Source organism: Bacillus cereus (assembly GCF_002567495.1).
GTDB lineage: Bacteria > Bacillota > Bacilli > Bacillales > Bacillaceae_G > Bacillus_A > Bacillus_A cereus_AQ.
Genome location: NZ_NVAP01000023.1, coordinates 16,704 through 42,397 on the forward strand (window position 1 = coordinate 16,704; position 25,694 = coordinate 42,397).

The window sequence follows — 25,694 nt, forward strand, 5'->3', positions numbered from 1 at the left end:
TAAAGTATAGAAAGCCTAAAAAAGGCCCTCTATACAGAGATAGTTATTCAATTATGATATTTTTCAAATTATTTTCATAATGCTCTCGCTCTTTCGGATAAGCAGCTAGTTCCTCTTGCAAAATATTTAGTATTTGCTTAGCTGATTGCTGGACTGGATTAGGTAGCTCTTCTAATATATGCATCCCGACTTTTACTTTTGTACGAATTACCCTTCGTAGTAGTTCTTCATGCATGCACAACACCTCCAAACCGAATGTTTAGTACATCTTCTTCAAATTTTGCTCCTTGAATAGAAAGGTGTGTTAACGTTTTTGGCAATGTGATATTTCGTTTCACAGAACCAGCTCGAATAATAAGCTCATCACCTTTTTGATTTAATGCAAGTTCACTTTTGTTTGAAAAGGGGATGGATAGTACGAAAATATATTCATCGCCATCTTTTTTTACATATTGTGTGCGCCCGTTAAATTTCATTTCTGTAGGGGAATGATCAGTTTTAAATAAAGAATCTCCTACACGTTCTAACATAGTTAGACCGACAACTTCTTGTTCAAACATTGGAGCTTCGTAAATAGGAAGGGGGTGAAAACTATCTTGAATTAATGTTTTATATTTCCTTTGCGTATCTTTCCATGCTTGAAAATAAGGATCGGTGACAGTGTTAGGGATGACGCGATTAATCATAATGGCATCTACGTTATAATCGTATAAATTTAAATAGGTAAAGCTGCGCTGAGCTTCTTTAATGACCATTTTTTCAGGATTTACAACGATGCGGATACTTGTTACTTCTCGATTTGATAAAATATCTCTCATTTCTCCGAGCTGTTCAAGTGTATTTGTTAATTCGTCCATAATATCGTCGGTTGGAAGAGGGACACCAAGGAGTGGTTGAGCTACAGGACGAACGACTTTTAAAACTTTTCTTTTAATAGGAAATAATTTTTCCATCCACCAGCCGAGCATGTCTGGAAAACTTAGCATTGCTAATGTTTCTCCCGTTGGAGCGCAATCAATGATGATAACATCATATGTGTTTTGTTTATAATAATCGAGTACGCGAAGCAAGCTAATTAAATCTTCCATACCAGGAAACATCGTTAATTCTTCTGTTGTAATATCATCAGCTGCTTTGGAAGTGAATAGCAAGGTAATGTATTTCTGTAACTTTCCCCAGCCTTTTTCCATTTCATAAATCGTATTAATCTCTTGTGCCCATAAATTTTCACGGATTTCTAATGGCTCAGAAGATAACTTTATACCAAATGAATCTCCTAAACTATGAGCAGGATCTGTACTCATTACTAAAGTTTTTAATCCTTGTTTTGCGCTTTGGATTGCTGTTGCTGCTGAAATGCTAGTTTTTCCTACACCGCCTTTACCTGTATACAAAATAATTCTCATTATTCATATCCCCTTTGTTTCGGATGTCGAATATTACGAGTGTCGAAGTAAGTGGTTGAATAAAAACCCAGATAGGGTTTTATTCAATCGGAATGTTTTTCATTTTAGGTGTAGAAACCTTTTCTTCTGTTTTTTGCTGTGACGTAGCAATGTGATTCATAATCTTTTGGAAGATTTGTAGTAAGAATGCTTTTTCTTCTTCTGACAATGCTTCTGTCACTAAGCTAAAGTAATGGGCTGCATTTTGTTTTACTTCTTGAACGAGCATTACGCCGGTTTCTGTTAAACGAATTAATACAATGCGTCGATCGTTTTCATCACGGTAGCGTTCAATATACCCCTTTTTTACAAGTCGATTTACAACGCCTGTCGTTGTACTCATTGGTATATCAAGAAGTTCGGCAATTTTTGTCATTGTAATATCTGTATTTCGTTCCATCCAAAGTAAACAAAATACTTCTGTTTTGGAAAGTGTTAAATCAAGGCTGACCCATTCTTCAGGATAGAAAAGTTTCTTGGCGTTATCTAGCAGTAAGTCTAAAAAATGTTCATATTGCAACAATTAATTCCACTCCCGTATATTTCGAGGTTCGTAATATTTAATTTTATTTTATGCAGAATAGAAATAAATGTCAATCATTTTAATTGTTTTTTCAGATTAGACAGAAAATTATATTTAAAATAGCATTTTTTTATGATAGATTTATAAATATAAAACTAGAATTTACATAAAAATCCATCATAGTAAATATACTTATCTATAATGGGTGTATAGCTAACGAGGGGGAGAACGATGAGAAGACGTAATACGCAAGCGTTCACGTTTTTAGCATGGACTTCATTTGTTTGCGCGCTTTCAGGTATGCTAATTGGGATTTATACGCTAGATGAAACGCTTAGTGTAAAAGGATACTATTTATTAGGAACATTATTTTTAACGATGTCTTGTTTTGTATTACAAAAAACAATTCGTGATAATGAAGAGGATAACGAGAGATTTCCAAAAAATGAATCACTAGATAAAGATTAAAGTGTAAAGAAAGGCGTTCGCCTTTCTTTTTTTATGTAAAAATGCAGTAAGTGCCGTGTGTTGACTTGCTTGAAGTACTGAAAATTTGGTATCATCAATAGTATTGTAGATTGAACGATATATTATGGAGGTGGCCTAGCCGTGTCAAGAATTTCCGTTGAGAATGTAAAGCACGTAGCACATTTAGCACGTCTTGCAATTACTGATCAAGAAGCAGAAAAATTTCAAAAACAACTAGATGCAATTGTTACATTTGCAGAACAGTTAAATGAATTAGATACAACTGATGTAAAACCAACAACTCATGTATTAACTATGAAAAATGTTATGCGTGAAGATGTACCAGAAAAAGGTTTACCAGTTGAAGAAGTATTAAAAAATGCACCGGATCACAAAGATAATCAAATCCGTGTTCCAGCAGTATTAGAATAGAGGAGGGGAATTTCGATGTCATTATTTGATCATTCCGTATCAGAGTTACATAAGAAGTTAAACAACAAAGAAATTTCCGTTACGGATTTAGTAGAAGAATCTTACAAACGTATTGCGGATGTTGAAGATAACGTAAAAGCTTTTCTTACATTAGATGAAGAAAACGCACGCGCGAAAGCGAAAGAATTAGACGCGAAAATTGGTGCTGAAGATAATGGTTTATTATTCGGTATGCCAATTGGTGTAAAAGATAACATTGTAACTAACGGTCTTCGTACTACTTGTGCGAGCAAAATGTTAGCAAACTTTGATCCAATTTATGATGCAACAGTTGTGCAAAAGCTAAAAGCTGCTGACACAGTTACAATCGGTAAATTAAATATGGACGAGTTCGCAATGGGTTCTTCAAATGAAAACTCAGGTTTCTACGCTACGAAAAATCCATGGAACTTAGATTACGTTCCAGGCGGATCTAGTGGTGGTTCTGCAGCAGCTGTAGCAGCAGGAGAAGTATTATTCTCTTTAGGTTCTGATACGGGTGGTTCTATCCGTCAGCCAGCTGCATATTGCGGTGTTGTAGGTTTAAAACCAACTTATGGACGTGTATCTCGTTACGGATTAGTAGCATTCGCATCTTCACTTGACCAAATCGGACCGATTACACGTACAGTAGAAGACAATGCATACTTATTACAAGCTATTTCAGGTATTGACCGCATGGATGCAACTTCTGCAAACGTTGAAGTTGGAAACTATTTAGCTGGTTTAACAGGCGATGTTAAAGGTTTACGCATTGCTGTACCGAAAGAATACTTAGGCGAAGGTGTTGGCGAAGAAGCTCGTGAGTCAGTACTAGCTGCTTTAAAAGTATTAGAAGGTATGGGCGCAACTTGGGAAGAAGTATCTCTTCCGCACTCTAAATACGCTCTAGCAACGTATTACTTGCTATCTTCTTCTGAAGCATCAGCTAACCTTTCACGCTTCGATGGCGTACGTTACGGTGTTCGTTCTGATAATGTAAAAAACTTATTAGATCTTTACAAAAACACACGTAGCGAAGGTTTCGGTGATGAAGTAAAACGCCGTATTATGCTTGGTACATTTGCACTTAGCTCTGGTTACTATGATGCATATTACAAAAAAGCACAACAAGTACGTACATTAATTAAAAACGACTTTGAAAATGTATTTGCTAACTACGACGTTATTATTGGACCAACAACGCCAACTCCAGCATTTAAAGTGGGCGAAAAAGTGGATGATCCAATGACAATGTATGCGAATGACATTTTAACAATCCCAGTAAACTTAGCAGGTGTTCCAGCGATTTCGGTTCCTTGTGGATTCGGTGCTAACAGTATGCCACTTGGATTACAAATCATTGGTAAACACTTTGATGAAGCGACAATTTACCGCGTTGCACATGCGTTTGAGCAAGCAACAGACTATCATACAAAAAAAGCAAGTCTGTAAGGAGGCGAGCATAGATGAATTTAGAAACAATTATTGGTTTAGAGGTTCACGTTGAGTTAAAAACAAATTCGAAAATTTTCTCTGCGAGTCCAACAGAATTCGGAGCAGAGCCAAATACACAAACAAGTGTAATTGACTTAGGATACCCAGGGGTACTTCCAACTTTAAATAAAGAAGCAGTTAACTTTGCAATGAAAGCTGCAATGGCATTAAACTGTGAAATCGCAACGGAAACGAAGTTCGACCGTAAAAACTATTTCTACCCAGATAATCCGAAAGCTTACCAAATTTCTCAATTCGATAAGCCAATTGGTGAAAATGGTTGGATTGAAATCGAAGTAGACGGCAAAAAGAAACGTATCGGTATTACACGTCTTCATTTAGAAGAAGATGCTGGTAAATCAACGCATACAGCTGATGGTTCATTAGTAGACTACAACCGTCAAGGTATGCCTTTAATCGAGATCGTATCTGAGCCCGATATGCGTACGCCAGAAGAAGCATATGCATACTTAGAGAAGTTAAAATCAATCATTCAATACACTGGCGTATCTGATTGTAAGATGGAAGAAGGTTCCTTGCGTTGTGATGCGAACATTTCTCTTCGTCCTGTTGGACAAGAGAAGTTCGGTACAAAAGCGGAACTGAAAAACTTAAACTCATTCACTTACGTACAAAAAGGTCTTGAGCACGAGCAAGTGCGCCAAGAGAAAGAATTGTTATCTGGTGGTATCATCCAACAAGAAACACGTCGTTATGATGAAGCAACGAAGAAAACAATCTTAATGCGTGTGAAAGAGGGATCTGACGATTACCGTTACTTCCCAGAGCCAGACTTAGTTGAACTTTACATTGATGATGAGTGGAAAGAAGAAATTCGTGCTTCGATTCCAGAACTTCCAGATGCACGTAAAGCTCGCTACGTTGCAGAAATTGGCTTACCAGCTTATGATGCACATGTATTAACGTTAACGAAAGAGATGTCAGATTTCTTTGAAGCAGCAATTGCAGACGGTGCTGATGCGAAATTAACATCAAACTGGTTAATGGGTGAAGTACTTGCATACTTAAACAAACAACAAAAAGAATTAAAAGACGTTGCATTAACGCCTGCTGGTTTATCTAAGATGGTTCAATTAATTGAAAAAGGTACAATTTCTTCTAAAATCGCGAAGAAAGTATTTAACGAATTAATTGAAAAAGGTGGAGACCCAGAAGAAATTGTTAAAGCGAAAGGTCTTGTTCAAATTTCTGACGAGGGTACACTTCGTAAAGTTGTAACAGAAATTCTTGATAATAATGAGCAATCTATCGAAGACTTTAAAAACGGTAAAGACCGTGCAATTGGCTTCTTAGTTGGTCAAATTATGAAAGCTACAAAAGGACAAGCAAATCCACCGCTTGTTAACAAAATCTTACTTGAAGAGATTAATAAGCGATAATAGTAGTGAATTTTAAAGATTAAACAGAAAAACACCCGTACATGGGTGTTTTTCTAGGTTAATCAAACGTTTGTTTAAATGAGACAAAATCGTTTAAACAAACGTTTGATTAACTGTCAAAAGTGTAAAAATGTTTGTATAGCAACTATGGTATGATAGTTGCAAAAAGGTGGGAATAATGATAAATCTAAACATAGAGGTTTTTTTTTCATCTCATGAAATAATAGATAGTTATTATTCGTTATATGTAAATTGTTGTGAGGAAATAGATGGACATAAATTTTTTGGTCAAATAAAACAAAACCATTAAAAGTGAATATTTACTTTTGATGGACTACACGAATCGGGTTCTTACTGCCTGTTTGAGCGGGATAAAAGAAGGATAGGAAGATGAGAGGAGGTAGGCATAGGAATACTGAATAGAAGTTCGGTATGTTCTTTTTCAATGAATAAGGAAATTTCCTGTGCTAATAAATGATGAAGCGAGCACGAATTATTTATAATCCTACTTCTGGGCGTGAGTTGTTTAAGAAGAACTTACCAGAAGTATTACAAAAATTAGAACAAGCTGGCTATGAAGCATCTTGTCATGCGACAACGGGTCCTGGAGACGCAACTGTGGCAGCGAGGCAAGCTGCGGATCGTAAGTTTGATGTTGTTATTGCCGCTGGTGGCGATGGTACATTAAATGAAGTAGTAAACGGTTTAGTTGGACATGAATTCCGTCCGAAATTTGGAATTATTCCAGTTGGAACGACAAACGACTTTGCACGTGCTATTGGTGTACCTCGTTCTATTGAAGAGGCAGCAGATATTATTTGCGAAGGAAAAACAGTGCCATTAGACCTTGGTAGAGCGAACGATACATACTTTATTAACATCGCTGGTGGCGGTCGTATTACAGAATTAACATACGAAGTACCGAGTAAGTTAAAGACAGTATTAGGACAACTTGCTTATTACCTAAAAGGTATTGAGATGTTACCATCATTACATCCAACATATGTTGAAATTGAGTATGATGGAAAATTACTACAAGAAGAAATTACGATGTTTTTAATTACGAATACTCGTTCAGTAGGTGGGTTTGAAAAGGTAGCACCGTATGCATCTATTAACGATGGATTATTCGACCTATTAGTACTGAAAAAAGGTTCTATCGCTGATTTGATTAAAGCAGCAACACAAGCACAACGTGGTGAACATATTAACAACCCAAAAGTGTTATATACACAAGCGAACCGAATTAAAGTACATTCACCAGATAAACTAATGATTAATTTAGATGGTGAGTATGGTGGAGATGCACCGATGGAATTCGAAAATATATATCATTGTTTAGAACTATTTGTTCCTGAACATCAAGAGGATGCCCTGTAAAGGCATCCTTTTTTACTCTGTTAAAATGAATTGTAAATTGGGAGTTAGTTTGATTTTTATGGTATTTTTACAATTCCTTTATTTTACATCCATACTTTATTGATACACTGGAGGAGATAAGAAGCGAGAGGTAGGGTGCTATGGAGAAGGTAAAAGCAATACTATTTGATAAAGATGGGACATTAATGGATTTTCATTCAATCTGGATAAAAGTAGCTGAAGAACTTGTAGCTGAATGTATAAGTTTATATCATTTACCAAGTACAATGCGGCAGACCTTATTAAAAGAGATTGGTGTAGAGGGAGCATTTGTTAATCCGAGGAGTGCAATAGCTGCTGGGACAAGTCTTGATGTAGCGAAGGGGCTTTGTAATTATATTGAGTCTGCTAGAGAAGAAGAGATGCATCATTGGGTAAGTGAGAAGTTATTTTCCCTTATGTATGAGCATCGTTCGCATATGAAAATGACAGCGGATTTACCGAAAGTGCTACAGGCATTAAAAGATAAAGGATTTATATTAGGGGTTGTCACGGCGGACGATTTTGCACCGACAGAATTGTTTTTAAAACAATATAAGTTGGAAAACTTTTTTGATTATATTATAGCCTCGGATATATTCCCGGCGCAAAAACCAGATAAAAAGATTATAGAAGTGTTTTGTAAGGAGTTTAATTTAGAATCATTTGAGGTTGCGGTTGTTGGAGATACGCCAACGGATTTAAATTTAGCTAAAAATGGCGGTGATTGCTATGCAATTGGAGTCCTTTCTGGGACAGGAGATCGTCCAACATTAGAACCACTTGCTGATTTAGTGTTAGATTCTGTTGGAGAGTTTATTTCTCAATCGGGTGAGTTTTTCTGGGAGAAAGAAAAGTCTAATGCGTAAGAAAAATAAGTCTATAAAGACNNGTCTTTATAGACTTATTTTTTATGCTTGGATACAAGGAATATAGGATAAATGCTAGGAAAGAAAGTTGGCATATATTTTGCAATAAGAAGAGAAAACAATGTAAAGAAAAGGATGGGGTACGCAATGAATACAAAAAAATTTGCTAAAGTAAATGAACAAATTCCAGGGCCAAAAGCGGCATCTTTATTAGAACGCCGTCAAAATATAGTACCAAAAGGAGTAAGTAACGGCATCCCAACGTTTGTACAGTCTGCAGATGGTGCTCTTGTAACGGATGTTGATGGCAATCAGTACATTGATTTTGCAGGAGCAATCGGGACAATTAACGTAGGGCATTGTCATCCAGTTGTTAAAGAAGCGCTCCATAAACAAGTCGATCAATACATTCATACTGGCTTTAATGTCATGATGTATGAACCGTATATTGAGTTAGCAGAAAAGCTTGCGGCATTAGCGCCAGGGAGTTTTGATAAGCAAGTGCTATTTTTAAACAGTGGTGCAGAAGCTGTTGAGAACGCGGTGAAAATCGCTCGCAAATATACGAAGAGGCCTGGTATTATCGCATTTTCTAAAGGTTTCCACGGGCGTACATTAATGACAATGACGATGACAAGCAAAGTGAAGCCATATAAATTTGGATTTGGTCCGTTTGCTCCAGAAGTATATAAAGCGCCATTTCCATACGAATACCGTCGTCCAGAAGGATTAACGGAAGAGCAGTATGATGATTTCATCATTGAAGAGTTTAAGAACTTCTTCATATCAGAAGTAGCACCAGAAACAATCGCAGCTGTTGTGATGGAGCCTGTTCAAGGAGAAGGTGGATTTATCGTTCCAAGTAAGAAGTTTGTTCAAGCAGTACGCAACATTTGCTCAGAACATGGCATCTTATTTGTAGCGGATGAAATTCAAACAGGTTTTAGTCGTACAGGAAAATATTTTGCAATTGATCATTATGATGTCGTTCCAGATTTAATTACAGTGTCTAAATCATTAGGGGCTGGTGTACCGATAAGTGGTGTCATTGGGCGTAAAGAAATTATGAATGAATCTGCACCAGGTGAACTTGGTGGAACGTATGCAGGAAGTCCATTAGGATGTGCGGCTGCATTAGCTGTACTTGATGTAATAGAAAAAGAGAAATTAAATGATAGAGCGATAGAATTAGGAAAAGTCGTAATGAACCGATTTGAAGAGATGAAAAATAAATATCATTGCATCGGTGATGTGCGTGGGTTAGGGGCAATGTGTGCATTCGAGGTCGTGCAAGATCGTAAGACGAAAGCGCCTGACAAAACGTTAACGTCTAATCTATGTGCAGAAGCAAATAAGCGTGGGTTACTTTTATTATCAGCAGGAACATATGGAAATGTTATCCGTGTGTTAATGCCTTTAGTTATTACAGATGAGCAACTTGAAGAAGGGTTAACAATAATTGAAGAATCGTTGCAAGCTTGTTATGAGCAAACAAACATCGCGCGCGTTTAAAAACTGAAGTATAAATAGCAAACATTCTAGCTGACTCTATATTAAATGCAGAAAATTCACTTATAATAAAGGTAGTGAAGTGAATCGATGGATTTGAAGTTAGGGGTGGCTAGGATGGTTGCAGAAAAGGAACGAGTGTTAATGGATTTAAAAGATGTATTTGAATATGCGTTTGACGAAATTTTTGTTACAGATGAGCAGGGGATCGTTGTACGTGTAAATAGTACATGTGAAAGGCACTATCAACTAGCTGCCAAAGAGTTGGTGGGTAAGCATGTAAAAGAACTACAAAAGGATGGAATCTTTTATCCATCAGCGACATTAGAAGTAATTGAAAAAAAGAGACCAATTGAACTCGTTCAAACGACAAAATCAGGAGAGTATTTACACGTTCGTACAAGGCCTGTTTTTGATGATGAGGGAAATTTAAGAAGAGTAATTAGTTATTCTCGGGATCTTACTGAACTCTATCAATTACGTCAAAAGGTAGAGGAAATGGATAATCAGCTAAAAACATATAAAAAAGAATTAAGAGAAACATATGAGCATGAAGGACTTATTTTTAAAAGCCTAGCTATGCAAAAAATAGTCGACACAATCAAAAAAGTATCTGTTGTGGATAGTACTGTTCTCGTTTTAGGTGAGACTGGAGTAGGGAAAAGTCGATTAGTACGCTATTTACATGAAATGAGTCACCGAAAGAATGAGAGTTTCTATGAAATTAATTGTGCGGCATTGCCAACTAATTTAATTGAATCGGAGCTTTTTGGATATTTGGGTGGATCTTTTACAGGTGCGAATCGTGAAGGGAAAAAGGGGCTATTAGAAGTAGCGAATAAAGGAACTCTTTTCTTAGATGAAATTGGTGAAATGTCGCTTGAAATTCAAGCGAAGCTTTTGCAAGTATTGCAAGAAAAAACGTTTCGCCCTATAGGCGGAAGAGAGTTAAAAAAGGTAGACGTTCGGATTGTTGCGGCAACAAATAGAGATTTAAGCGAGATGGTGAAACAAGGAACATTTCGGAAAGATTTATACTATCGTCTGAATGTCATTCCGATTTCAATTCCCCCGCTTAGGGAAAGAACAGAAGATATTTTGCCACTTATTTATCATTACTTGCAGCACTTTAATAAAAAGTACGGACGTGATGTGAAACTAGCGCCAAGTACGTTACAAATGTTTGTTGGATATCCGTGGGAAGGAAACAATAGAGAAATAGAGAATGTAATTGAGAGAATTGTTATTACAGTGGATGATGTTGTAACGGTAGAGGATTTGCCACTATCTTTGCAAGAGGCCACAGTTGAACAATCTGGACAAAGTCTTTATAGAATGCTGGAAGAGGTAGAGAGAAATATTATTCTTAAAGCTTATAAAACGTATGGATCAAGTTATAAAGTAGCTGAGTTTTTGCAAATTAGTCAATCTGCTGCCACTAGGAAAATTAAGAAGTTCATAGAGGAGGAAGAAAACATTGGATAAAAAGGCGACTTTCGTAAGTGTAGATAAAAAGGCGATGTATATAAATGGTGAATGGATTACACTACAAGAGCAAATTGAAGTAAATAATCCAGCGACGAAGGAAATATTTGCAACTGTACCAAAAGGCGGCGTAACAGAGGCAAAGCAAGCTGTTGATGCGGCACATGAAGCCTTTAAATCATGGTCAAAATTAACAGCAGCGGATCGTGCAGCGAAGCTAAAAAAGTGGTTCACACTTATTGATGAAAATAAGGAAGAGATCGCAGCGATTATGACGAAGGAACAAGGAAAGCCGTTTGCAGAAGCGCTTGGTGAAGTAAATTATGCAAACAGTTTTGTTGAATGGTATGCAGAAGAGGGGAAACGCGTATATGGTGAAATGATTCCTGCTTCTCATCCGAATAAGCGCATTTTAGTTATGAAGCAACCAGTTGGCGTTATGGCAGCTATTACACCTTGGAACTTCCCAGCTGCTATGATTACGAGAAAGGTAGCCCCAGCGCTTGCAGCAGGCTGTACAACCGTTGTGAAACCGGCAAGTCAAACGCCATTAACTGCATTGAAATTAGCTGAATTAGCTCATGAAGCGGATATTCCTAAAGGTGTAATCAATATCGTAACAGGTAGTGCAAAAGCAATTGCTGATACGTGGATGGAAGATGCTCGTGTTCGAAAAGTGTCCTTTACAGGTTCAACGGAAATTGGGAAAGAATTAATGGCTAGTGCCGCACAAACGATGAAAAAAGTTTCATTAGAATTAGGTGGTCACGCCCCATTTATCGTAATGAATGATGCTGATTTAGATAAAGCGGTAGAAGCAGTGATTGGTTCGAAGTTCCGTAATGCAGGACAAACGTGTATATGTACAAACCGCGTATTCGTTCAAGAAGACGTATACGAAGTATTTGTAGAGAAGTTCCAAAAGGTGGTAGGGCAACTACAAGTAGGGGACGGCTTTGGTGAAGGAATTACGGTAGGACCACTTATTGACAAGAATGCAGTTTCGAAAGTACAAGAACATATTGAAGACGCTATTCAAAAGGGTGGAGAAGTTTTATATGGTGGCCAAAAAATTGCTGAGTTAGACGGGCACTTCATTCAACCGACTGTCATTGGATTGGCAAATGATACGATGCTTTGTATGAATGAAGAAACATTTGGGCCAGTTGCCCCTGTTGCGAAATTTAAAACCGTTGAAGAAGTAATCGAACGTGCAAATAATACACCATACGGTTTAGCAGCGTATATTTTCACGAAGGATATTAGTCAAGCCTTCCAAATTAGCGAGGCGCTAGAGTACGGTATTATTGGTCTAAATGACGGTCTTCCGTCAGTTGCACAAGCCCCATTTGGTGGCTTTAAAGAAAGTGGTATTGGCCGTGAAGGAGGCCATTTCGGTATCGAGGAATATTTAGAAATTAAATATATTTCATTAGGACTATAAGTAGTATACTAGAATCTCTATAAGGTAACAGAGAAGGAGATTCTAGTATGGTATATTGGCTATTATTACTTGTTACAATTATTTTTGAAGTAGCTGGAACAATCGCAATGAAACTATCAAATGGTTTAACAAAGCTCGTTCCGAGTGTACTTATTTTTGTATTCTATGGTATTTGTTTTAGTGTATTTGCTATCGTCGTTAAAAAGATTCATTTAAGTATTGCTTATGCAATTTGGTCTGGAGTTGGAACATTACTTATTACAATCATTAGTGTGTACTTTTTTAAAGAGCATATTAGCTTATTCCAAGCATTTTGTATTCTCTTTATCGTATTAGGAGTAATTGGGCTTAAAGTATCATCAGCATCATAAAAGGCTATCTTCCTGTGTGGAAGATAGCCTTTTACTTTTATCCCGCTATTTGCCGGGCAGTAAGACCACCACCTCAAAATTCAGCGAAAGCAAAGAAGTTAGGTGGGGGATCGGGCTGCCCGTAAAAGCCCGATTGGTGAGGGCTGATTAAAGTTTCACTTTATTAAAACGCCCAGTTACCTTTACGGAAAATTGGCTCATGTCTGCCATCAGCTGTAATACCGTCAATATCAAGTTCAGCTGATCCAATCATGAAGTCGTTGTGTGTGATACTAGCGTTTGCGCCGTTTTCAGCAAGTTCTTCTTTAGACATTGTTTTTCCGCCAACTAAGTTAAATGCGTAAGCATTTCCAATCGCAAGGTGGCAAGATGCATTTTCGTCAAATAGTGTATTGTAGAATAAAACATTTGTGTTTGAAATTGGTGAGTCATGAGGTACTAAAGCTACTTCTCCTAAGAAGTGAGAACCTTCATCTGTTTCTACTAAATGTTTTAAAGCTTCTTCACCAGCTTCTGCTTTGTAGTCTACGATACGTCCGTTTTCAAATGTTAACGTGAAATTATCGATAATATTACCTGCGAATACTAATGGTTTTGTGCTAGAAACTTGGCCGTTTACACCTGTTTTAAGTGGCATTGTAAATACTTCTTCAGTTGGAATATTAGCCATAAATGGTACGTTCTTTTCATTTAAGCTACCAGCACCAGCCCATATATGCTTTTCTGGAAGTTCGATTGTTAAATCTGTTCCAGGACCTGTATAGTGAAGAGCTTTATAATGCTTTTCGTTTAAGTAATCCACTTTTGTATGTAATGTTTCATCATGTTCTTTCCATGCTTCTACAGGATTTTCTAAATCAGCACGAGTAGCTTTGAAAATAGCATCCCATAGCTTTGCTTCTTGTTCTTCTGGCGCTACGTCAGGGAATACTTTCGCAGCCCATTCTTTCGTAGGAACAGAAATTACACACCAGCTTACTTTATCGGCTTGTACGTAATCACGGTATACTTTCATTGCTTCACCAGCTACCTTATGAGCTGTTGCGATACGTGTCGCTTCTACACCTTTTAATAAATCAGGGTTTTCTGCATAGATAGACATAAATGCAGCGCCTTCTTTTGCTAATTCTTCACGAGCATGTGCTTTCCAAGAAGGGAATTCAGCGAAAGCTTCTTCAGGAGCTAGATCGAACTTCAAGCGTGTTAACGTCTCATCATTCCAATCCACATATACGTGTTTTGCACCAGATTTATATGCTTTTTCTGTAACGAGGCGTACAAATTGTACAGCTTCAAGAGGTGCGCTGATTGATAAAGTTTGTCCTGGTTGAATATTAACACCAACATTAACTGCAAGAGCAGCATACTTCTCTAACGTTTGTTCAAATGACATATGTATAATCTCCTTTAGTTTGAAAGATTTCTTACTATATATAATACAAGAAAATTCTAAAAATATATATAAATATAGCGCAAAAAGAGAGCTCAAAATGTATTGAGCTCCCACATTTACTTAATGGAAGAAGCAAATTGTTCAACTGTAGTTGTATGGTGTATACGAACGCGCTTCATCTTTAACAATTCATCAGGTTCACCTTTCGTAATGAATTGCCCAGGCTTTGTTGTCGTTGCAAATTGATAATACTTCTTCGTTTCTGCAACAACCTTATCATCTACATGACCGAATGGATAAGCAATTGCGATAACAGGCTTACCTGTTATTTTTTCCAGTTTTTCTTTTGAACCTTTTAACTCTTCCTCATAGTTTGTAATTTTCGGCAAGTCCGCATGTGTGGCAGTATGAGATTGCACGGAGAAAATGCCGGAATCAACCATTTCTTTTATTTCAAAAGTAGACAAGGCTCCTTCTACATCAACGTTATCAACAATCATATATTCTGTTGCTGCCGGTTTAAAAGTATCATCTTTTAGTTTTTGTAAAACGCGAAATGCATTCATGTTATTTTTCATACCGTCATCAAATGTAACGAAAATCGGTTTATTCACTTTATTTATATCGCCCCAGCGTTCAAACGTTAACAACGTATAACCGTTTTCTTTTAAATATTTCATTTGTGCTTCAAAGTTAGCGGGTGATACGAATAAGTCTTTAATACCTTGACCATGATAATCATCAATTGCATGATACATAAGAACGGGAACTTTTTGTTCGAAAGTAATAGTAGATTTCGTAAGCGGGATTGTTTTCCCATCTTCTTTTATTCCTGCTGCTTCAATTTGGAACTCACCGCGTTTTCCTTCAAATTCTTTTATATCAAAAGGAAGTGTAAATTGTTTCTCCTTTTCTTTAGAAGAAAAAGATTTAGCACGTTCCTTTCCGTCAGCTGTGCGCCAAATTTTATATTGTACTTCATTTAAAGAATCTTTTATGTCTGTAATATGAATACTTGTGTTTGTAGATTCGTGTGTAATTGCATTATATGAGATTTTAACTTGTTCTTGCACAGTCTCTTCTTGTTTGTTAATCCCTTGAGCCGTTTTCTCTTTTTTAGGTTCTGGACTTACATTGTTAGTATTACAGCCTGCTAAAATGGCAGACGTACATAAAGCAATTGCTGCGTATTTTCTCATAAAATCACCTTCTATTGTGTAGTATGTTGCATATTTACATTAAAATCCCCACCGCTATAAGAGTGGTGGGGATATACCCTTGTTCATCATATCATTTGAAGAAAATGAGGGGAATATGATTTTTAGGAGGCTAATAAGGTAATAGATTAGTGACTTTGAATAGATGTGTTTTTTTGTTTCTTATTAGAATTAATAATAATATAACCGACTACAAAGATAAGAGGAATAATGAAGACATAGATAGGCATTCCCCATACATAATAGCTTTTCAGGGTCAAGACTAGTAAATGTAAGAAATCGGCAAGGGCATGAATTTTCATAAAGTCCTCCAATTATTTTTTTACAAATTATAACATTTAACAATTGTTGTTTGTATAATTTGGAAAGTGATTTAAGCTAATTTTAAAGTAAGAGGAATCCGTATTCATATGCAATTTTGCATATGAATACGGATTTTATTAAAATATAGAGATTTTATACTATAATAAAAGCCGCTATAAAACTGAGTAAGAATAATGTATGGAGTGGAGAACAGAAATGAAATATAAAAAAATAATATATATCTTTTTCATATCGCTATTTATAGTTGGTTGTCAAAGTGAAGTGAGTAAAGCGAATAGTGTGGAAGAGTATATTCCACCGCATCTTATGAATGCGGAAGTAACGGCGGATATTATGACACTTGAGATGGATCCAGATACTCTTAAAAAGGTAGGGAGTATTGGTCAAAGAATGAGAGAACATCTAGCGAGTAATATGGAATGGTATTTAAAATATGTAGAAGAGCATGCAGAGAAAAAAAGTTTTCCATATCATCCTAATTTCGGTGTTACAAAAGAAGAGTATGAGTTTGTACTAAATGCAATTGATCAAAGTAAATTGGTTAATACAAAAGATGGAAAGCTGAAATTTAAGAAAAAAAATGATCATGAAGTAGAGATTTTTTCAAGTGAAAGTATAAAGCTCCTTAAATATGTAGTTATTGATACGAAGAAGAATACAGTAAAAACATCTCTAGGCGAATGTGAATATTTTGGAGAAATACTGGCGTCACCAGAACAGAATTTAACTGGTCCTTGGCACGGAAAACAATGGATGTTAAAAAAAGATGACTTAATATATGTATTTTCTTTAGGGAAAATGGAAGCAGAAAATAAATCAATTATTGATATTTCGGTGAAAGGTAAATATAAGGGGGAAATTATTAATAAGGAAGAGGCATTAGAGTTTTCTTCAGTTTCTTAAATGATGATAATAAAAAATCACCTTGCTGTCTAAGCAAAGGTGATTTTTTATTAAATAAACAATCCAGCGATTGTCGCAGATAAAATAGAAGCAAGTGTTGATGCAAATAGCATTTTCCAACCAAATTTTGAAACAACGCTTCCTTGTTTTTCAGAAAGGGCACGGATTGTACCAACGATTGCACCAATTTGGCTAATACTTGCGAAACTAATTAAGAATACTGTAACGATTCCAACTGTACGTGGAGCTAATGTTGTAGCTGTGTCTTTTAAATCAAGGATTGCTACAAACTCATTTAAAACAATCTTCGTACCCATAATACCACCGGCTGGGATAATATCTTGAGTTGGAATACCCATTAAGAATGCGAATGGAGAAAGTATATAACCGAAGATTTGTTGTAAAGTAACAGCATGTCCCATTGCGCCTGAAGCTGCACTAATTACGTAGTTTACAACTTCCATTACACCAATAAAGGCGATCATTAATGCGGCAACGATACCAGCTACTTTTAAACCATCAAGCGCACCGTTAATCATTGCGCCGATAAAGCTGTCTCCGAATAGAGTTCTATCAAATTTTTGAATCACTTCATCTTCTTTTTTCGTATCAACTGGTGTTAATAACGAACAAACGATTAAGCTTGAGAATAAGTTTAGCGGAAGAGCTGCTAGTACGTATTTTGCATCTAACATCATTACGTATGATGCTGTAACAGAAGCAGAAACGGAGCTCATCGCAGAACAACAAATGATAAACATACGGTTTTTATTGAAATGCTGTAAATCGTTTTTAATAACGATTAACGCTTCACTTGAACCGAAGAATACAGAGTTTACTGCGTGGAATGACTCAACGCGTGGCAAACCAGTAATTTTTGAAATTGCACCGCCGACAACACGAACGATGAATGGTAAAACACCTAAATAACTAAAGATTGAAAGTAGTGCTGAGAAAAATACGATAATTAATAATACGTTTAAGAAAAAGACAAAATCTCTGTGAATTCCATTAAAGAGAAAATCGACACCTGTCGTACCAAGTTTAATTAGTTTGTTGAAAACTTTACTAATGAAAATAATGATTTGTTGACCAACCTTTGTAGCAAACATAAACCAACCGATTAAAATTTGGAAACCAATCATAATTGCAATTGCACGGAAGTTGATTTTACTTTTGTTGTTTGACAAAGCAAAACATAAACCTAACACGGCAATAATACCGATAATGCTCATTACATATTGCATGTAGTTGCCCCTTTCAGAAGTTCGTATAAAGTTTGTACATAAAACGCTCGTTATATTACTAAAAATAAAAGAACGAGGTTTTATGTCATACGTAAGATGTCTGACCTTTTAGAAAAATAAAAATAAAAAAAGACCCATATGGATTCACTTTCATCTATGAGAGAAAGCTAATCAATATGAGTCCTTTTTTGCGCATAGGCTAATATTCATTAGTTTTCCCCATAGTCCAGCAATTTAAGGTTGCCGGGTAGAAACTCTCGATCCATATTATCAAGTATATATGAGGTAACATCGTCCGTATTAAATTAGTAGTAGCGTAACATTAACAGAGAAGTATCGTCAATAGCTTTTTTTCTTCCAATAGAAAAAGACCATATAAGTATGATAAAATGTAACGCAGTGTTATGAAAAAGAGAGGTCGGAAAATGAGTACTAAAATGACGCCACCAGTTGAGAAAAACGAGTTTATAGATGTAGTATTTGAAGATTTAACACATGATGGTGCCGGTGTTGCGAAAGTAAAGGGCTATCCTATTTTCGTTAAAAACGGATTACCAGGTGAAGAAGCGCAAATTAAAATTATTAAAGTGAAGAAAAACTTCGCATTTGGTCGTTTAATGAAGCTTCATACAGAAAGTCCATATCGTAAAGATGCAGAATGCCCGGTATATAACCAGTGCGGCGGTTGCCAGCTTCAGCACTTAACATATGAAGGACAATTACAAGCGAAAGAAAAACAAGTACGTGACGTTATGCAACGCATCGGAGGACTAGGTGATGTTCCTGTTCATCCTGTACTTGGCATGAAAAATCCGTGGGTATACCGTAATAAAGCACAAGTACCAATCGGAGAACGTGAAGGCGGACTTGTAGCTGGTTTCTATCGCCAAGGAACGCATGACATCATTAATATGGAATCATGCTTAATTCAGGCTGAAGAAAACGATACATTAATTCAAGAAGTAAAACGTATTTGTGAAAAGCACGGTATCACTGCGTATAACGAAGAGCGTAACAAAGGAACACTTCGTCACATAATGGCTCGTTACGGACAAGTAACAGGGGAAATTATGCTTGTCTTCATTACGCGTACAGCGGAATTGCCAAACAAAAAAGCAATCATTGAAGAAATTGCAGCGAAATTCCCAGAAGTAAAATCAATCGTTCAAAACGTAAATACGAAGCGTACAAACGTAATTTTCGGGGACAAAACGACAGTACTATACGGATCAGAATATATTTATGACTTTATCGGTGACATTAAATTTGCGATTTCAGCACGTTCATTCTATCAAGTAAACCCAGAACAAACGAAAGTGCTATACGATAAAACGTTAGAATACGCAAAATTAAATGGTAACGAAACAGTAATCGATGCCTATTGCGGAATCGGATCAATCTCGTTATTCCTAGCGCAAAAAGCGAAAAAAGTGTACGGCGTTGAAATCGTCCCAGAAGCAATTGAAGACGCAAACCGAAACGCGGCACTAAACAATATGACAAACGCTGAATTTGGCGTAGGAGAAGCTGAAGTAGTTATTCCAAAATGGTACAAAGAAGGCGTAATCGCCGACACAATGGTCGTAGATCCACCGCGTAAAGGCTGTGATGAAGCATTACTAAACACAATCATCGACATGAAGCCAAACCGCGTCGTATACGTATCATGTAACCCAGCAACATTAGCACGTGACTTAAAAGTACTAGAAGAAGGCGGATATAAAACACAGGAAGTACAACCTGTTGATATGTTCCCGCATACAACTCACGTAGAGTGTGTGGCTTGGCTTAAGTTAGTATAATAGGAAAGCAGTTGATATAGAAAAACTCTATATCATCTGCTTTTTGGTTTATAAAAATACCAATCAGCAACGATTTTAGTTAAAATAAATATTGCTGATTTTTACAAATTATAAATTGAGATTTTGAAATTGTATTCATAGTGAGAGGATTTGAATTTGAAATGATAGATAATTTTTGGCGTGAATTACCACGACCATTTTTCGTACTTGCACCAATGGAAGATGTGACAGACGTTGTTTTCCGTCACGTAGTAAGTGAAGCTGGTCGCCCAGATGTATTTTTCACAGAGTTTACAAACTCGGATAGCTATTGCCATCCAGAAGGTATGAAAAGTGTACGTGGCCGTTTGATTTTTACAGAAGATGAACAACCGATGGTAGCACATATTTGGGGAGATAATCCTGAATACTTCCGTCAAATGAGTATCGGTATGGCAGAGCTAGGATTTAAAGGTATCGATATTAATATGGGTTGCCCAGTACCGAACGTAGCATCAAGAGGAAAAGGTAGTGGCCTTATTCTACGTCCAGACGTTGCGGCAGAACTAATTCAAGCCGCAAAAGCGGGCGGACTACCTGTCAGCGTAAAAACACGACTTGGATTTAAAGAATTAAGCGAGTGGGAAGATTGGTTAACTCATATTTTCGAACAAGATATTGCAAACCTTTCGATTCATTTACGCACAAGAGAAGAAATGAGCCAAGTAGATGCGCACTGGGAACTAATTCCGGAAATTAAAAAATTACGTGATCGCATTGCACCCAATACGTTAATAACAATCAATGGGGACATCCTTGATCGTAAAATGGGGCTGGAACTTGCTGAAAAATACGGTATTGATGGCGTAATGATTGGACGAGGCATCTTTAAAAATCCATTTGCGTTTGAAAAAGAGCCAAGAGAGCATAGCAGTAAAGAACATCTAGATCTTTTAAGACTACAACTTGATCTTCAAGATCAATATGCAGAAGTACTGCCACGCTCAATCACAGGACTTCATCGCTTCTTCAAAATTTATGTAAAAGGCTTCCCTGGAGCTGCTGAATTGAGAAATCAATTGATGAGTACGAAGTCGACGGATGAGGTGCGTGCGTTGTTGGATAAGTTTGAGGATAGTGTTGGTGTGGCTCAGGATAGTGAGACGGTGTAATACTTTGAAGATAGAGGGAAATGGATTGTATTAATTTGTGGGTAGTTATTTTATTTAGTTTTGAGTTTTTTTGTGAATGTAACTTTTTTTGTTGATACAGTCTGCTTGCTGAAAGAAGAAGTCTTTGAGAATATAATGAACTAACGAATACTCGTAAGGGGAAAATTGACAAGAGCTGGAGTAGAGTACAATAGGCTCTATCGAGATATGAAATGTAATCTGAATAATAGACAGAAATAAAAAATCCCTTTATTTGAGCATGGCCATCAAGTTAAGAAAATGTATGATTTTTATCTAAATAGGACCTCCTTACATGCAGAATGCATGTAAGGGGGTCCTATTTTATGTTCAAATTAAATAATTTAACAGCGGAAGAATTAAATTTAAATTTCCGATTATAAAAATATTGTTTTTCGACTTCTTTCGACATAATTTATAAGGTTAATTATTTAGTATTGGTATGAAGATCTTTTGAATAATAGTTATTTTTAAATATTCTATAATAATTTTAGAGTACTGTGGAATTTTCTTCTGATTTGAAGATGTTTTCTTATAGGAGCTACCAGAATTTTTTTATTTTAATTGGAGGGAAATTATGAAGAAAGTATTAATAGCTTTACTTACAGCAGGATTAATTACATCGGGTTGTCAAAAATCAACAGAATCAGTACCAACAAAAGAAGTAAGCCAAAATGTTAAGCAAGATGAGAAGAAAATTATGACGAATGAGAGCAATGATATTTCGACTTCAAATTTAAGTGGAATAGCAATGTACCTAAAAAAAACTTATCGACTTGAAGATTTAGAAAAAACGCTTTCATCCCCAAGAACAAAAGAGGAAACTAGATGGTTATATGTAGATAATTATGCTAAATATACATTTGAAAGTGATGGGAAAATTATTAATCATATTAAGATTGAATTATTAGAGCCAAAAGATTTGAAGTATAAGGATGCCTTCAAATTATTAGGTCTTGATATTATGTTAGGTACTAAAATTGAATCAGAAGGCACTGAGGCGGAAGGGTATGCAAAATATGATGTTCGAGGAAATGATGCGGAAAGTGTGCAGATTGAGAAGTTTTCAGGAACTGGGGGCGGTACCATATCTGTAAGTGTGGATGGGGCTTTCAAAAATAAAGAAGGTACTGTTTGGTTGGATTGTGACCGGGATGGTAATGTGAAATTTATTGAAATGAATTATAAGGGTAAGGCGGTAGGAAATGAAACAAGCGTTGCTAACGAGAAATTAGAACCCTTTGATGCAGAGGCAGGATCGGAAGTAGGAAAGAATATTGCAAATATAAAAGTTTATGATACGAAGGATTTACTTATTGAACAAACCGGATTAGCCCCATTTTTATTTCAAGCAACGCTGTATGATAATCCCAATATGTATTATACAGCTGATTTTCCGATAAAAGTTCGAGTTGATAATAAGTCTACGGTAGAAGAAGCTGTGAAAATTGGAAATGAAATTAACAATTTAGTGGTAAGTGCTGTAAATAAAAAGTTTCCACATAAAAATTTTAGAGTCAAAACGTATATCTATCATACAGAATTGGATTCATCAGGTAATTTTAATGCTACTACATCAAAAAAATTGAAAATAATAGAAAATTAAATATGTGAAACTTTGGGGATTTGATTTTAATAATAGGGCAGGGAGAAATGAAATAATGAATTGCACTAAATGTAATAAGAAATTATTGAAGACAGATAAATACTGTACTAATTGTGGTACAGAGAGAATAAATTTGGATGAATCAGAAGAACTATTTGATAATGGAGAATTCCATAACGATAATATGCCCAAAAATAGGAATGATAAAAACATAAAATTAATAAGAATTGCAAAAAAATCTCCTTGGTACGTGTGGATAATTGGGATTGTGTTTATAGTTATATTAGTTAACGTTCTAATTCAAAATAATAATCCACAAGAAACAGTGAAAGGCTTTTTTAAAGCTCTTGAATCAAGAGATTTAAATAAAGCAGGTGAGTATATACATCCGAGCCTCCCGTGGGATGTAGAAGCTGGAAAAAGGATTGGAATTCCAAAAAATGCTTCAATAAATATATTGAATATAGAAGAAAAAAAAGTTGGAGATAGAGCAAAATTAAAAGTTACGATAGATATCTCTCCAAAACCTTTATACGGCCCCAATCCTGACAATATTACTATTGATTTGAAGAAAGTTGACGGAAAGTGGCTAATTTATGATATGCAATAGTCTCCTATATAGATAAAATTCATCGAAACCCATAAACTCTAGTTTGCCTAGTTTGACAGAAGAAATATAACAATGTAAGAGACGAGCAGTGTATTGAGAAATCAAAGCACTGCTTTTTTAGTTAACAAATCTAAACTAGAACGTAGATCTAATGAACTAAGAAAAAATGAACCGAAAAGTTATTGAAACCCTTCTATAGAATCAAATTATTACTTGGATTGTAGTATAGCCTCTATAATCATTAATTTGGTTAAGACTACAAAACCTCCCCCTAAAATGTTAAAGTAGTAACTTAACGACATTAGTTTACACATGCTAAAAGCATTACTATAATCAACATTTCAGGAGGAAACCCAATGGCAATGAGCAACAACGATATATTAAAAAGAGTACGATACGCTTTAGATATAAGAGATATAGATATGGTGGAAATCTTTAAACTTGGCGGGATGGAAGTAACAAAAGAAGACGTAGTTGATATGCTTACAAAAATAAAGAGAGCTCCGCAGCATGAAGCCGAAGATGCGGATGTAATCGAAGATGAGTACGTAAAAACATGCGATATGATGATGTTAGAGGCGTTTTTAAATGGATTTATTACTTTGAAAAGAGGAAAGCAAGATCCGAAACCAGGGCAACCAGCACCTGTACAAAGCAAAGAGAGTGCTAATAACCTTCTTCTAAAGAAAATGAAAATTGCACTATCTTTAACGAGTGAAGATGTACTTGATATATTAGATAGCGTAGGCGTTACGGTAACAAAAGGAGAGTTAGGCGCTCTGTTAAGAAAAAAAGGCCATAAAAATTACAAAGAGTGCGGCGATAGATACGCAAGGAATTTCATTAAAGGATTAGCTGTAAAGTATAGAGGATAATGAGTTCGTTAAAGCAGTAAATGATATAATAGGTAGAGTAGGACGTTTGTATCCTACTCTTTTTTATTTGTAAAATAATACGTTAGGTGATGAAATGGTACATACATATTTAGGTGAGACAATTAATTTTCATATAACTTATAAGAAGAAAAAGTCCGTGCGTCTTTTTGTGGATTCCTATGGAAATGTGGAAATACAAGCTCCGAAAGGGACACCTGTTGAATACTTAGTCCAGTTGCTAGAGGAGAAGTGGGATTGGATTCAGACAACACGTAAGGAAATGCAGGAGCGAGCGCATGGACCACAGGAAAAGGATTATGATCAAGGAGAGGGCTTTTTGTATTTAGGGAATACGTATCCGATACAGATTTCCAAAGATGCCAGTATTACGCAAGACAATGCGGTGTTTGAAGGAGATAAGCTACATATTTATGTGAAAGAGCTCAAGGATGAGAAAATACAGCAAGCTTTAAAACGATTTTATTATAAGCAGTGTAAAACTTTAGTAGAGAAGAGTATTAAAGCGCATCAAAGTAACTTTAAGACAAAACCACGTTCCATACGTATTACAGATAGTAGCCGCACGTGGGGAACTTGTGACTCAAATTTACAGCTAACATTCAATTGGAAGTTAGCGATGGCACCACAGAGAGTAATTGACTATGTAGTTGTTCATGAAATGTGTCATATGGTTCATTTAAATCATGATCGCTCTTTTTGGCGTCTTGTTGGGAAGATAATGCCTGATTATAAGGAAATGGAGAACTGGTTAGCGTTATCTAGTTGGAAGATGACGGTTTAGGAAGGGATATCGATTTTTGTCGGTAAATCGATATTTCTTGTCGAATCGTTGATATATTGTGAGTTTTGATAGATATATTCGAAAAATCGTTGATATAATTTCATTTACTACAGGATTGTTCAACAAATCGAAAAGAGGAGATGTCACAAGGGACATCTCCTCTTTTCGAGTATATAGATTAGCGTCCAAACATCACAACAAAATCCCCATCCACTTTCTCCATCTCATACCCACGATACCCTTCCGAAAGTAACGCCCGCTGTCCACTAGCATCACTCATTAGAATACTTTGAACATCTATCCAATCTCTTTCTTTATCTTCGCGCAATTCCTTCACAAAAACATACCGCATACTCCCGCCATACTTCTCCTTCAATGCAGCAATCTCCATCCCTTGCGCAAACTTATCTTTCAAACTCGGAATGTTAAAAGGTGCGACCGTACAGCATACATAATCGTATTTGCTATCTTCTTTTTGCAATTCGTCCATGATGACGTTTGCTAATATTTTTTGCATACCATTTCCTCGGCAGTTCGGATGAACATTTGAGATTTCTTGATAGATTACGCGGTGTAGTTCACTTTCTGGCAAACCAATATCGATCCCTAAATGTTCATCATCGATAGGAGGGACGAGTAGGGCGCGAAATGCGATGAGTTCGTTTTCGATAAAAGCACCGATCATCATGCCGTTTCCTTCTAGAATGTATTGAAATTCTTCTAGTGAGAGTGGTTGTAAACGACTTTTATCTTCTAGTGCTTCAACTATGACGTTTTGTAGTGATAAAATTTGTTTGATGTGCTCTAGTGATAGTAATGTAACGTGAAATGATTCGTTATTTTGTTTTAATGTGCCTTCATATAGAACCGTCATGTGATAGTCCTCC

24 protein-coding genes and 1 riboswitch are annotated in these 25,694 nt (G+C 36.2%); of the genes, 17 read left to right on the forward strand and 7 right to left on the reverse strand.

Annotation, left to right across the window (positions count from 1 at the left end):
• Positions 1-43: 43 nt before the first annotated feature.
• From COK05_RS10065 to COK05_RS10075, 3 genes are all read right to left on the reverse strand, one after another.
• Entirely contained in the window at positions 44-235 is a 192-nt protein-coding gene (locus tag COK05_RS10065) for a DUF3926 domain-containing protein (protein WP_098612465.1), read from the reverse strand.
• A complete protein-coding gene (locus COK05_RS10070; protein WP_098612466.1) occupies positions 228-1,409 on the reverse strand; it encodes an ArsA family ATPase in 1,182 nt (393 codons plus the stop codon). Before COK05_RS10070 ends, COK05_RS10065 begins: the two co-directional genes overlap by 8 nt.
• 76 nt (positions 1,410-1,485) lie before the next feature.
• Positions 1,486-1,968, reverse strand: a complete 483-nt coding sequence (locus COK05_RS10075; protein ID WP_098612467.1) for a MarR family winged helix-turn-helix transcriptional regulator — start codon at positions 1,966-1,968, stop codon at positions 1,486-1,488.
• 231 nt (positions 1,969-2,199) lie between these two features.
• Here COK05_RS10075 and COK05_RS10080 point away from each other — a divergent pair, with 231 nt between their 5' ends.
• The 10 genes from COK05_RS10080 (at position 2,200) to COK05_RS10125 (ending at position 12,859) form a co-directional block, all read left to right on the forward strand.
• Positions 2,200-2,436 (forward strand): YiaA/YiaB family inner membrane protein, encoded by a 237-nt coding sequence (locus COK05_RS10080; protein WP_098612468.1) that lies wholly within the window; start codon positions 2,200-2,202, stop codon positions 2,434-2,436.
• Between the two features lie 141 nt (positions 2,437-2,577).
• Entirely contained in the window at positions 2,578-2,868 is a 291-nt protein-coding gene (gene gatC, locus COK05_RS10085; protein ID WP_000086999.1) for an Asp-tRNA(Asn)/Glu-tRNA(Gln) amidotransferase subunit GatC, read from the forward strand.
• A gap of 15 nt (positions 2,869-2,883) precedes the next feature.
• Positions 2,884-4,341, forward strand: coding sequence for an Asp-tRNA(Asn)/Glu-tRNA(Gln) amidotransferase subunit GatA (gene gatA, locus COK05_RS10090; RefSeq protein WP_098612469.1), 1,458 nt, complete (start codon positions 2,884-2,886; stop codon positions 4,339-4,341).
• Between the two features lie 14 nt (positions 4,342-4,355).
• Entirely contained in the window at positions 4,356-5,783 is a 1,428-nt protein-coding gene (gatB, locus tag COK05_RS10095; protein ID WP_001047687.1) for an Asp-tRNA(Asn)/Glu-tRNA(Gln) amidotransferase subunit GatB, read from the forward strand.
• 474 nt (positions 5,784-6,257) lie between these two features.
• Positions 6,258-7,163, forward strand: coding sequence for a diacylglycerol kinase (locus tag COK05_RS10100; RefSeq protein WP_098612470.1), 906 nt, complete (start codon positions 6,258-6,260; stop codon positions 7,161-7,163).
• 140 nt (positions 7,164-7,303) lie between these two features.
• Positions 7,304-8,050 (forward strand): HAD family hydrolase, encoded by a 747-nt coding sequence (locus COK05_RS10105; protein WP_098612471.1) that lies wholly within the window; start codon positions 7,304-7,306, stop codon positions 8,048-8,050.
• A 147-nt stretch (positions 8,051-8,197) separates the two neighbouring features.
• Complete coding sequence (gene gabT, locus COK05_RS10110; RefSeq protein WP_098612472.1) at positions 8,198-9,562, forward strand: 4-aminobutyrate--2-oxoglutarate transaminase; 1,365 nt, start codon at positions 8,198-8,200, stop codon at positions 9,560-9,562.
• A 114-nt stretch (positions 9,563-9,676) separates the two neighbouring features.
• Positions 9,677-11,044: a sigma-54 interaction domain-containing protein gene (locus tag COK05_RS10115; protein ID WP_098612473.1), complete on the forward strand. Its 1,368-nt coding sequence runs from the start codon at positions 9,677-9,679 to the stop codon at positions 11,042-11,044.
• On the forward strand, positions 11,037-12,488 hold the full coding sequence (gene gabD, locus COK05_RS10120) for an NADP-dependent succinate-semialdehyde dehydrogenase (protein ID WP_098612474.1): 1,452 nt from the start codon (positions 11,037-11,039) through the stop codon (positions 12,486-12,488). The genes COK05_RS10115 and gabD overlap by 8 nt, the downstream gene beginning before the upstream one ends.
• A gap of 47 nt (positions 12,489-12,535) precedes the next feature.
• Positions 12,536-12,859: a DMT family transporter gene (locus tag COK05_RS10125; RefSeq protein WP_000263262.1), complete on the forward strand. Its 324-nt coding sequence runs from the start codon at positions 12,536-12,538 to the stop codon at positions 12,857-12,859.
• Positions 12,860-13,022: 163 nt separating this feature from the next.
• Here the strand turns inward: COK05_RS10125 and COK05_RS10130 are convergent, their stop codons facing one another.
• Together COK05_RS10130 and COK05_RS10135 are read right to left on the reverse strand one after the other, a co-directional pair.
• On the reverse strand, positions 13,023-14,252 hold the full coding sequence (locus COK05_RS10130) for an aminopeptidase (RefSeq protein WP_098612475.1): 1,230 nt from the start codon (positions 14,250-14,252) through the stop codon (positions 13,023-13,025).
• Positions 14,253-14,368: 116 nt separating this feature from the next.
• Positions 14,369-15,451, reverse strand: a complete 1,083-nt coding sequence (locus COK05_RS10135; RefSeq protein ID WP_098612476.1) for a polysaccharide deacetylase family protein — start codon at positions 15,449-15,451, stop codon at positions 14,369-14,371.
• Between the two features lie 537 nt (positions 15,452-15,988).
• Between COK05_RS10135 and COK05_RS10140 the strand changes: the two genes are divergently transcribed.
• On the forward strand, positions 15,989-16,696 hold the full coding sequence (locus tag COK05_RS10140; RefSeq protein ID WP_098612477.1) for a hypothetical protein: 708 nt from the start codon (positions 15,989-15,991) through the stop codon (positions 16,694-16,696).
• Positions 16,697-16,746: 50 nt separating this feature from the next.
• Here the strand turns inward: COK05_RS10140 and COK05_RS10145 are convergent, their stop codons facing one another.
• Positions 16,747-17,943 carry a NupC/NupG family nucleoside CNT transporter gene (locus tag COK05_RS10145; RefSeq protein ID WP_098612478.1) on the reverse strand — a complete coding sequence of 399 codons (1,197 nt, stop codon included), beginning with the start codon at positions 17,941-17,943 and terminating at the stop codon, positions 16,747-16,749.
• A 202-nt stretch (positions 17,944-18,145) separates the two neighbouring features.
• Positions 18,146-18,247, reverse strand: a riboswitch (purine riboswitch).
• A gap of 121 nt (positions 18,248-18,368) precedes the next feature.
• On the opposite strand from COK05_RS10145, the gene rlmD reads away from it, so the two are divergent.
• The 6 genes from rlmD to COK05_RS10175 all read left to right on the forward strand — a co-directional run bounded on the left by rlmD (position 18,369) and on the right by COK05_RS10175 (position 24,807).
• Entirely contained in the window at positions 18,369-19,745 is a 1,377-nt protein-coding gene (gene rlmD / locus COK05_RS10150) for a 23S rRNA (uracil(1939)-C(5))-methyltransferase RlmD (RefSeq protein ID WP_098612479.1), read from the forward strand.
• Positions 19,746-19,906: 161 nt separating this feature from the next.
• Positions 19,907-20,896, forward strand: a complete 990-nt coding sequence (locus COK05_RS10155) for a tRNA dihydrouridine synthase (RefSeq protein WP_098612480.1) — start codon at positions 19,907-19,909, stop codon at positions 20,894-20,896.
• 595 nt (positions 20,897-21,491) lie between these two features.
• Positions 21,492-22,520, forward strand: coding sequence for a hypothetical protein (locus tag COK05_RS10160; protein ID WP_098612481.1), 1,029 nt, complete (start codon positions 21,492-21,494; stop codon positions 22,518-22,520).
• Positions 22,521-22,575: 55 nt separating this feature from the next.
• Positions 22,576-23,130, forward strand: a complete 555-nt coding sequence (locus tag COK05_RS10165) for a zinc-ribbon domain-containing protein (protein WP_098612482.1) — start codon at positions 22,576-22,578, stop codon at positions 23,128-23,130.
• A 356-nt stretch (positions 23,131-23,486) separates the two neighbouring features.
• Positions 23,487-24,005, forward strand: a complete 519-nt coding sequence (locus tag COK05_RS10170; protein ID WP_098612483.1) for a DUF1456 family protein — start codon at positions 23,487-23,489, stop codon at positions 24,003-24,005.
• 94 nt (positions 24,006-24,099) lie between these two features.
• Positions 24,100-24,807, forward strand: coding sequence for a M48 family metallopeptidase (locus COK05_RS10175; protein WP_098612484.1), 708 nt, complete (start codon positions 24,100-24,102; stop codon positions 24,805-24,807).
• 178 nt (positions 24,808-24,985) lie between these two features.
• Here the strand turns inward: COK05_RS10175 and COK05_RS10180 are convergent, their stop codons facing one another.
• Positions 24,986-25,681, reverse strand: coding sequence for an N-acetyltransferase (locus COK05_RS10180; RefSeq protein ID WP_098612485.1), 696 nt, complete (start codon positions 25,679-25,681; stop codon positions 24,986-24,988).
• Between the last annotated feature and the right edge of the window lie 13 nt (positions 25,682-25,694).

Excerpts from the sequence above, each read along its gene's own strand:
- COK05_RS10065 (WP_098612465.1), bottom strand. The coding sequence starts at position 235 with ATGCATGAAGAACTACTACGAAGGGTAATTCGTACAAAAGTAAAAGTC.
- COK05_RS10080 (WP_098612468.1), top strand. The coding sequence starts at position 2,200 with ATGAGAAGACGTAATACGCAAGCGTTCACGTTTTTAGCATGGACTTCA.
- gatA (WP_098612469.1), top strand. The coding sequence starts at position 2,884 with ATGTCATTATTTGATCATTCCGTATCAGAGTTACATAAGAAGTTAAAC.
- gatB (WP_001047687.1), top strand. The coding sequence starts at position 4,356 with ATGAATTTAGAAACAATTATTGGTTTAGAGGTTCACGTTGAGTTAAAA.
- COK05_RS10100 (WP_098612470.1), top strand. The coding sequence starts at position 6,258 with ATGATGAAGCGAGCACGAATTATTTATAATCCTACTTCTGGGCGTGAG.
- COK05_RS10105 (WP_098612471.1), top strand. The coding sequence starts at position 7,304 with ATGGAGAAGGTAAAAGCAATACTATTTGATAAAGATGGGACATTAATG.
- gabT (WP_098612472.1), top strand. The coding sequence starts at position 8,198 with ATGAATACAAAAAAATTTGCTAAAGTAAATGAACAAATTCCAGGGCCA.
- COK05_RS10115 (WP_098612473.1), top strand. The coding sequence starts at position 9,677 with ATGGTTGCAGAAAAGGAACGAGTGTTAATGGATTTAAAAGATGTATTT.
- COK05_RS10125 (WP_000263262.1), top strand. The coding sequence starts at position 12,536 with ATGGTATATTGGCTATTATTACTTGTTACAATTATTTTTGAAGTAGCT.
- COK05_RS10130 (WP_098612475.1), bottom strand. The coding sequence starts at position 14,252 with ATGTCATTTGAACAAACGTTAGAGAAGTATGCTGCTCTTGCAGTTAAT.
- COK05_RS10135 (WP_098612476.1), bottom strand. The coding sequence starts at position 15,451 with ATGAGAAAATACGCAGCAATTGCTTTATGTACGTCTGCCATTTTAGCA.
- COK05_RS10140 (WP_098612477.1), top strand. The coding sequence starts at position 15,989 with ATGAAATATAAAAAAATAATATATATCTTTTTCATATCGCTATTTATA.
- COK05_RS10145 (WP_098612478.1), bottom strand. The coding sequence starts at position 17,943 with ATGCAATATGTAATGAGCATTATCGGTATTATTGCCGTGTTAGGTTTA.
- rlmD (WP_098612479.1), top strand. The coding sequence starts at position 18,369 with ATGAGTACTAAAATGACGCCACCAGTTGAGAAAAACGAGTTTATAGAT.
- COK05_RS10155 (WP_098612480.1), top strand. The coding sequence starts at position 19,907 with ATGATAGATAATTTTTGGCGTGAATTACCACGACCATTTTTCGTACTT.
- COK05_RS10160 (WP_098612481.1), top strand. The coding sequence starts at position 21,492 with ATGAAGAAAGTATTAATAGCTTTACTTACAGCAGGATTAATTACATCG.
- COK05_RS10165 (WP_098612482.1), top strand. The coding sequence starts at position 22,576 with ATGAATTGCACTAAATGTAATAAGAAATTATTGAAGACAGATAAATAC.
- COK05_RS10170 (WP_098612483.1), top strand. The coding sequence starts at position 23,487 with ATGGCAATGAGCAACAACGATATATTAAAAAGAGTACGATACGCTTTA.
- COK05_RS10175 (WP_098612484.1), top strand. The coding sequence starts at position 24,100 with ATGGTACATACATATTTAGGTGAGACAATTAATTTTCATATAACTTAT.
- COK05_RS10180 (WP_098612485.1), bottom strand. The coding sequence starts at position 25,681 with ATGACGGTTCTATATGAAGGCACATTAAAACAAAATAACGAATCATTT.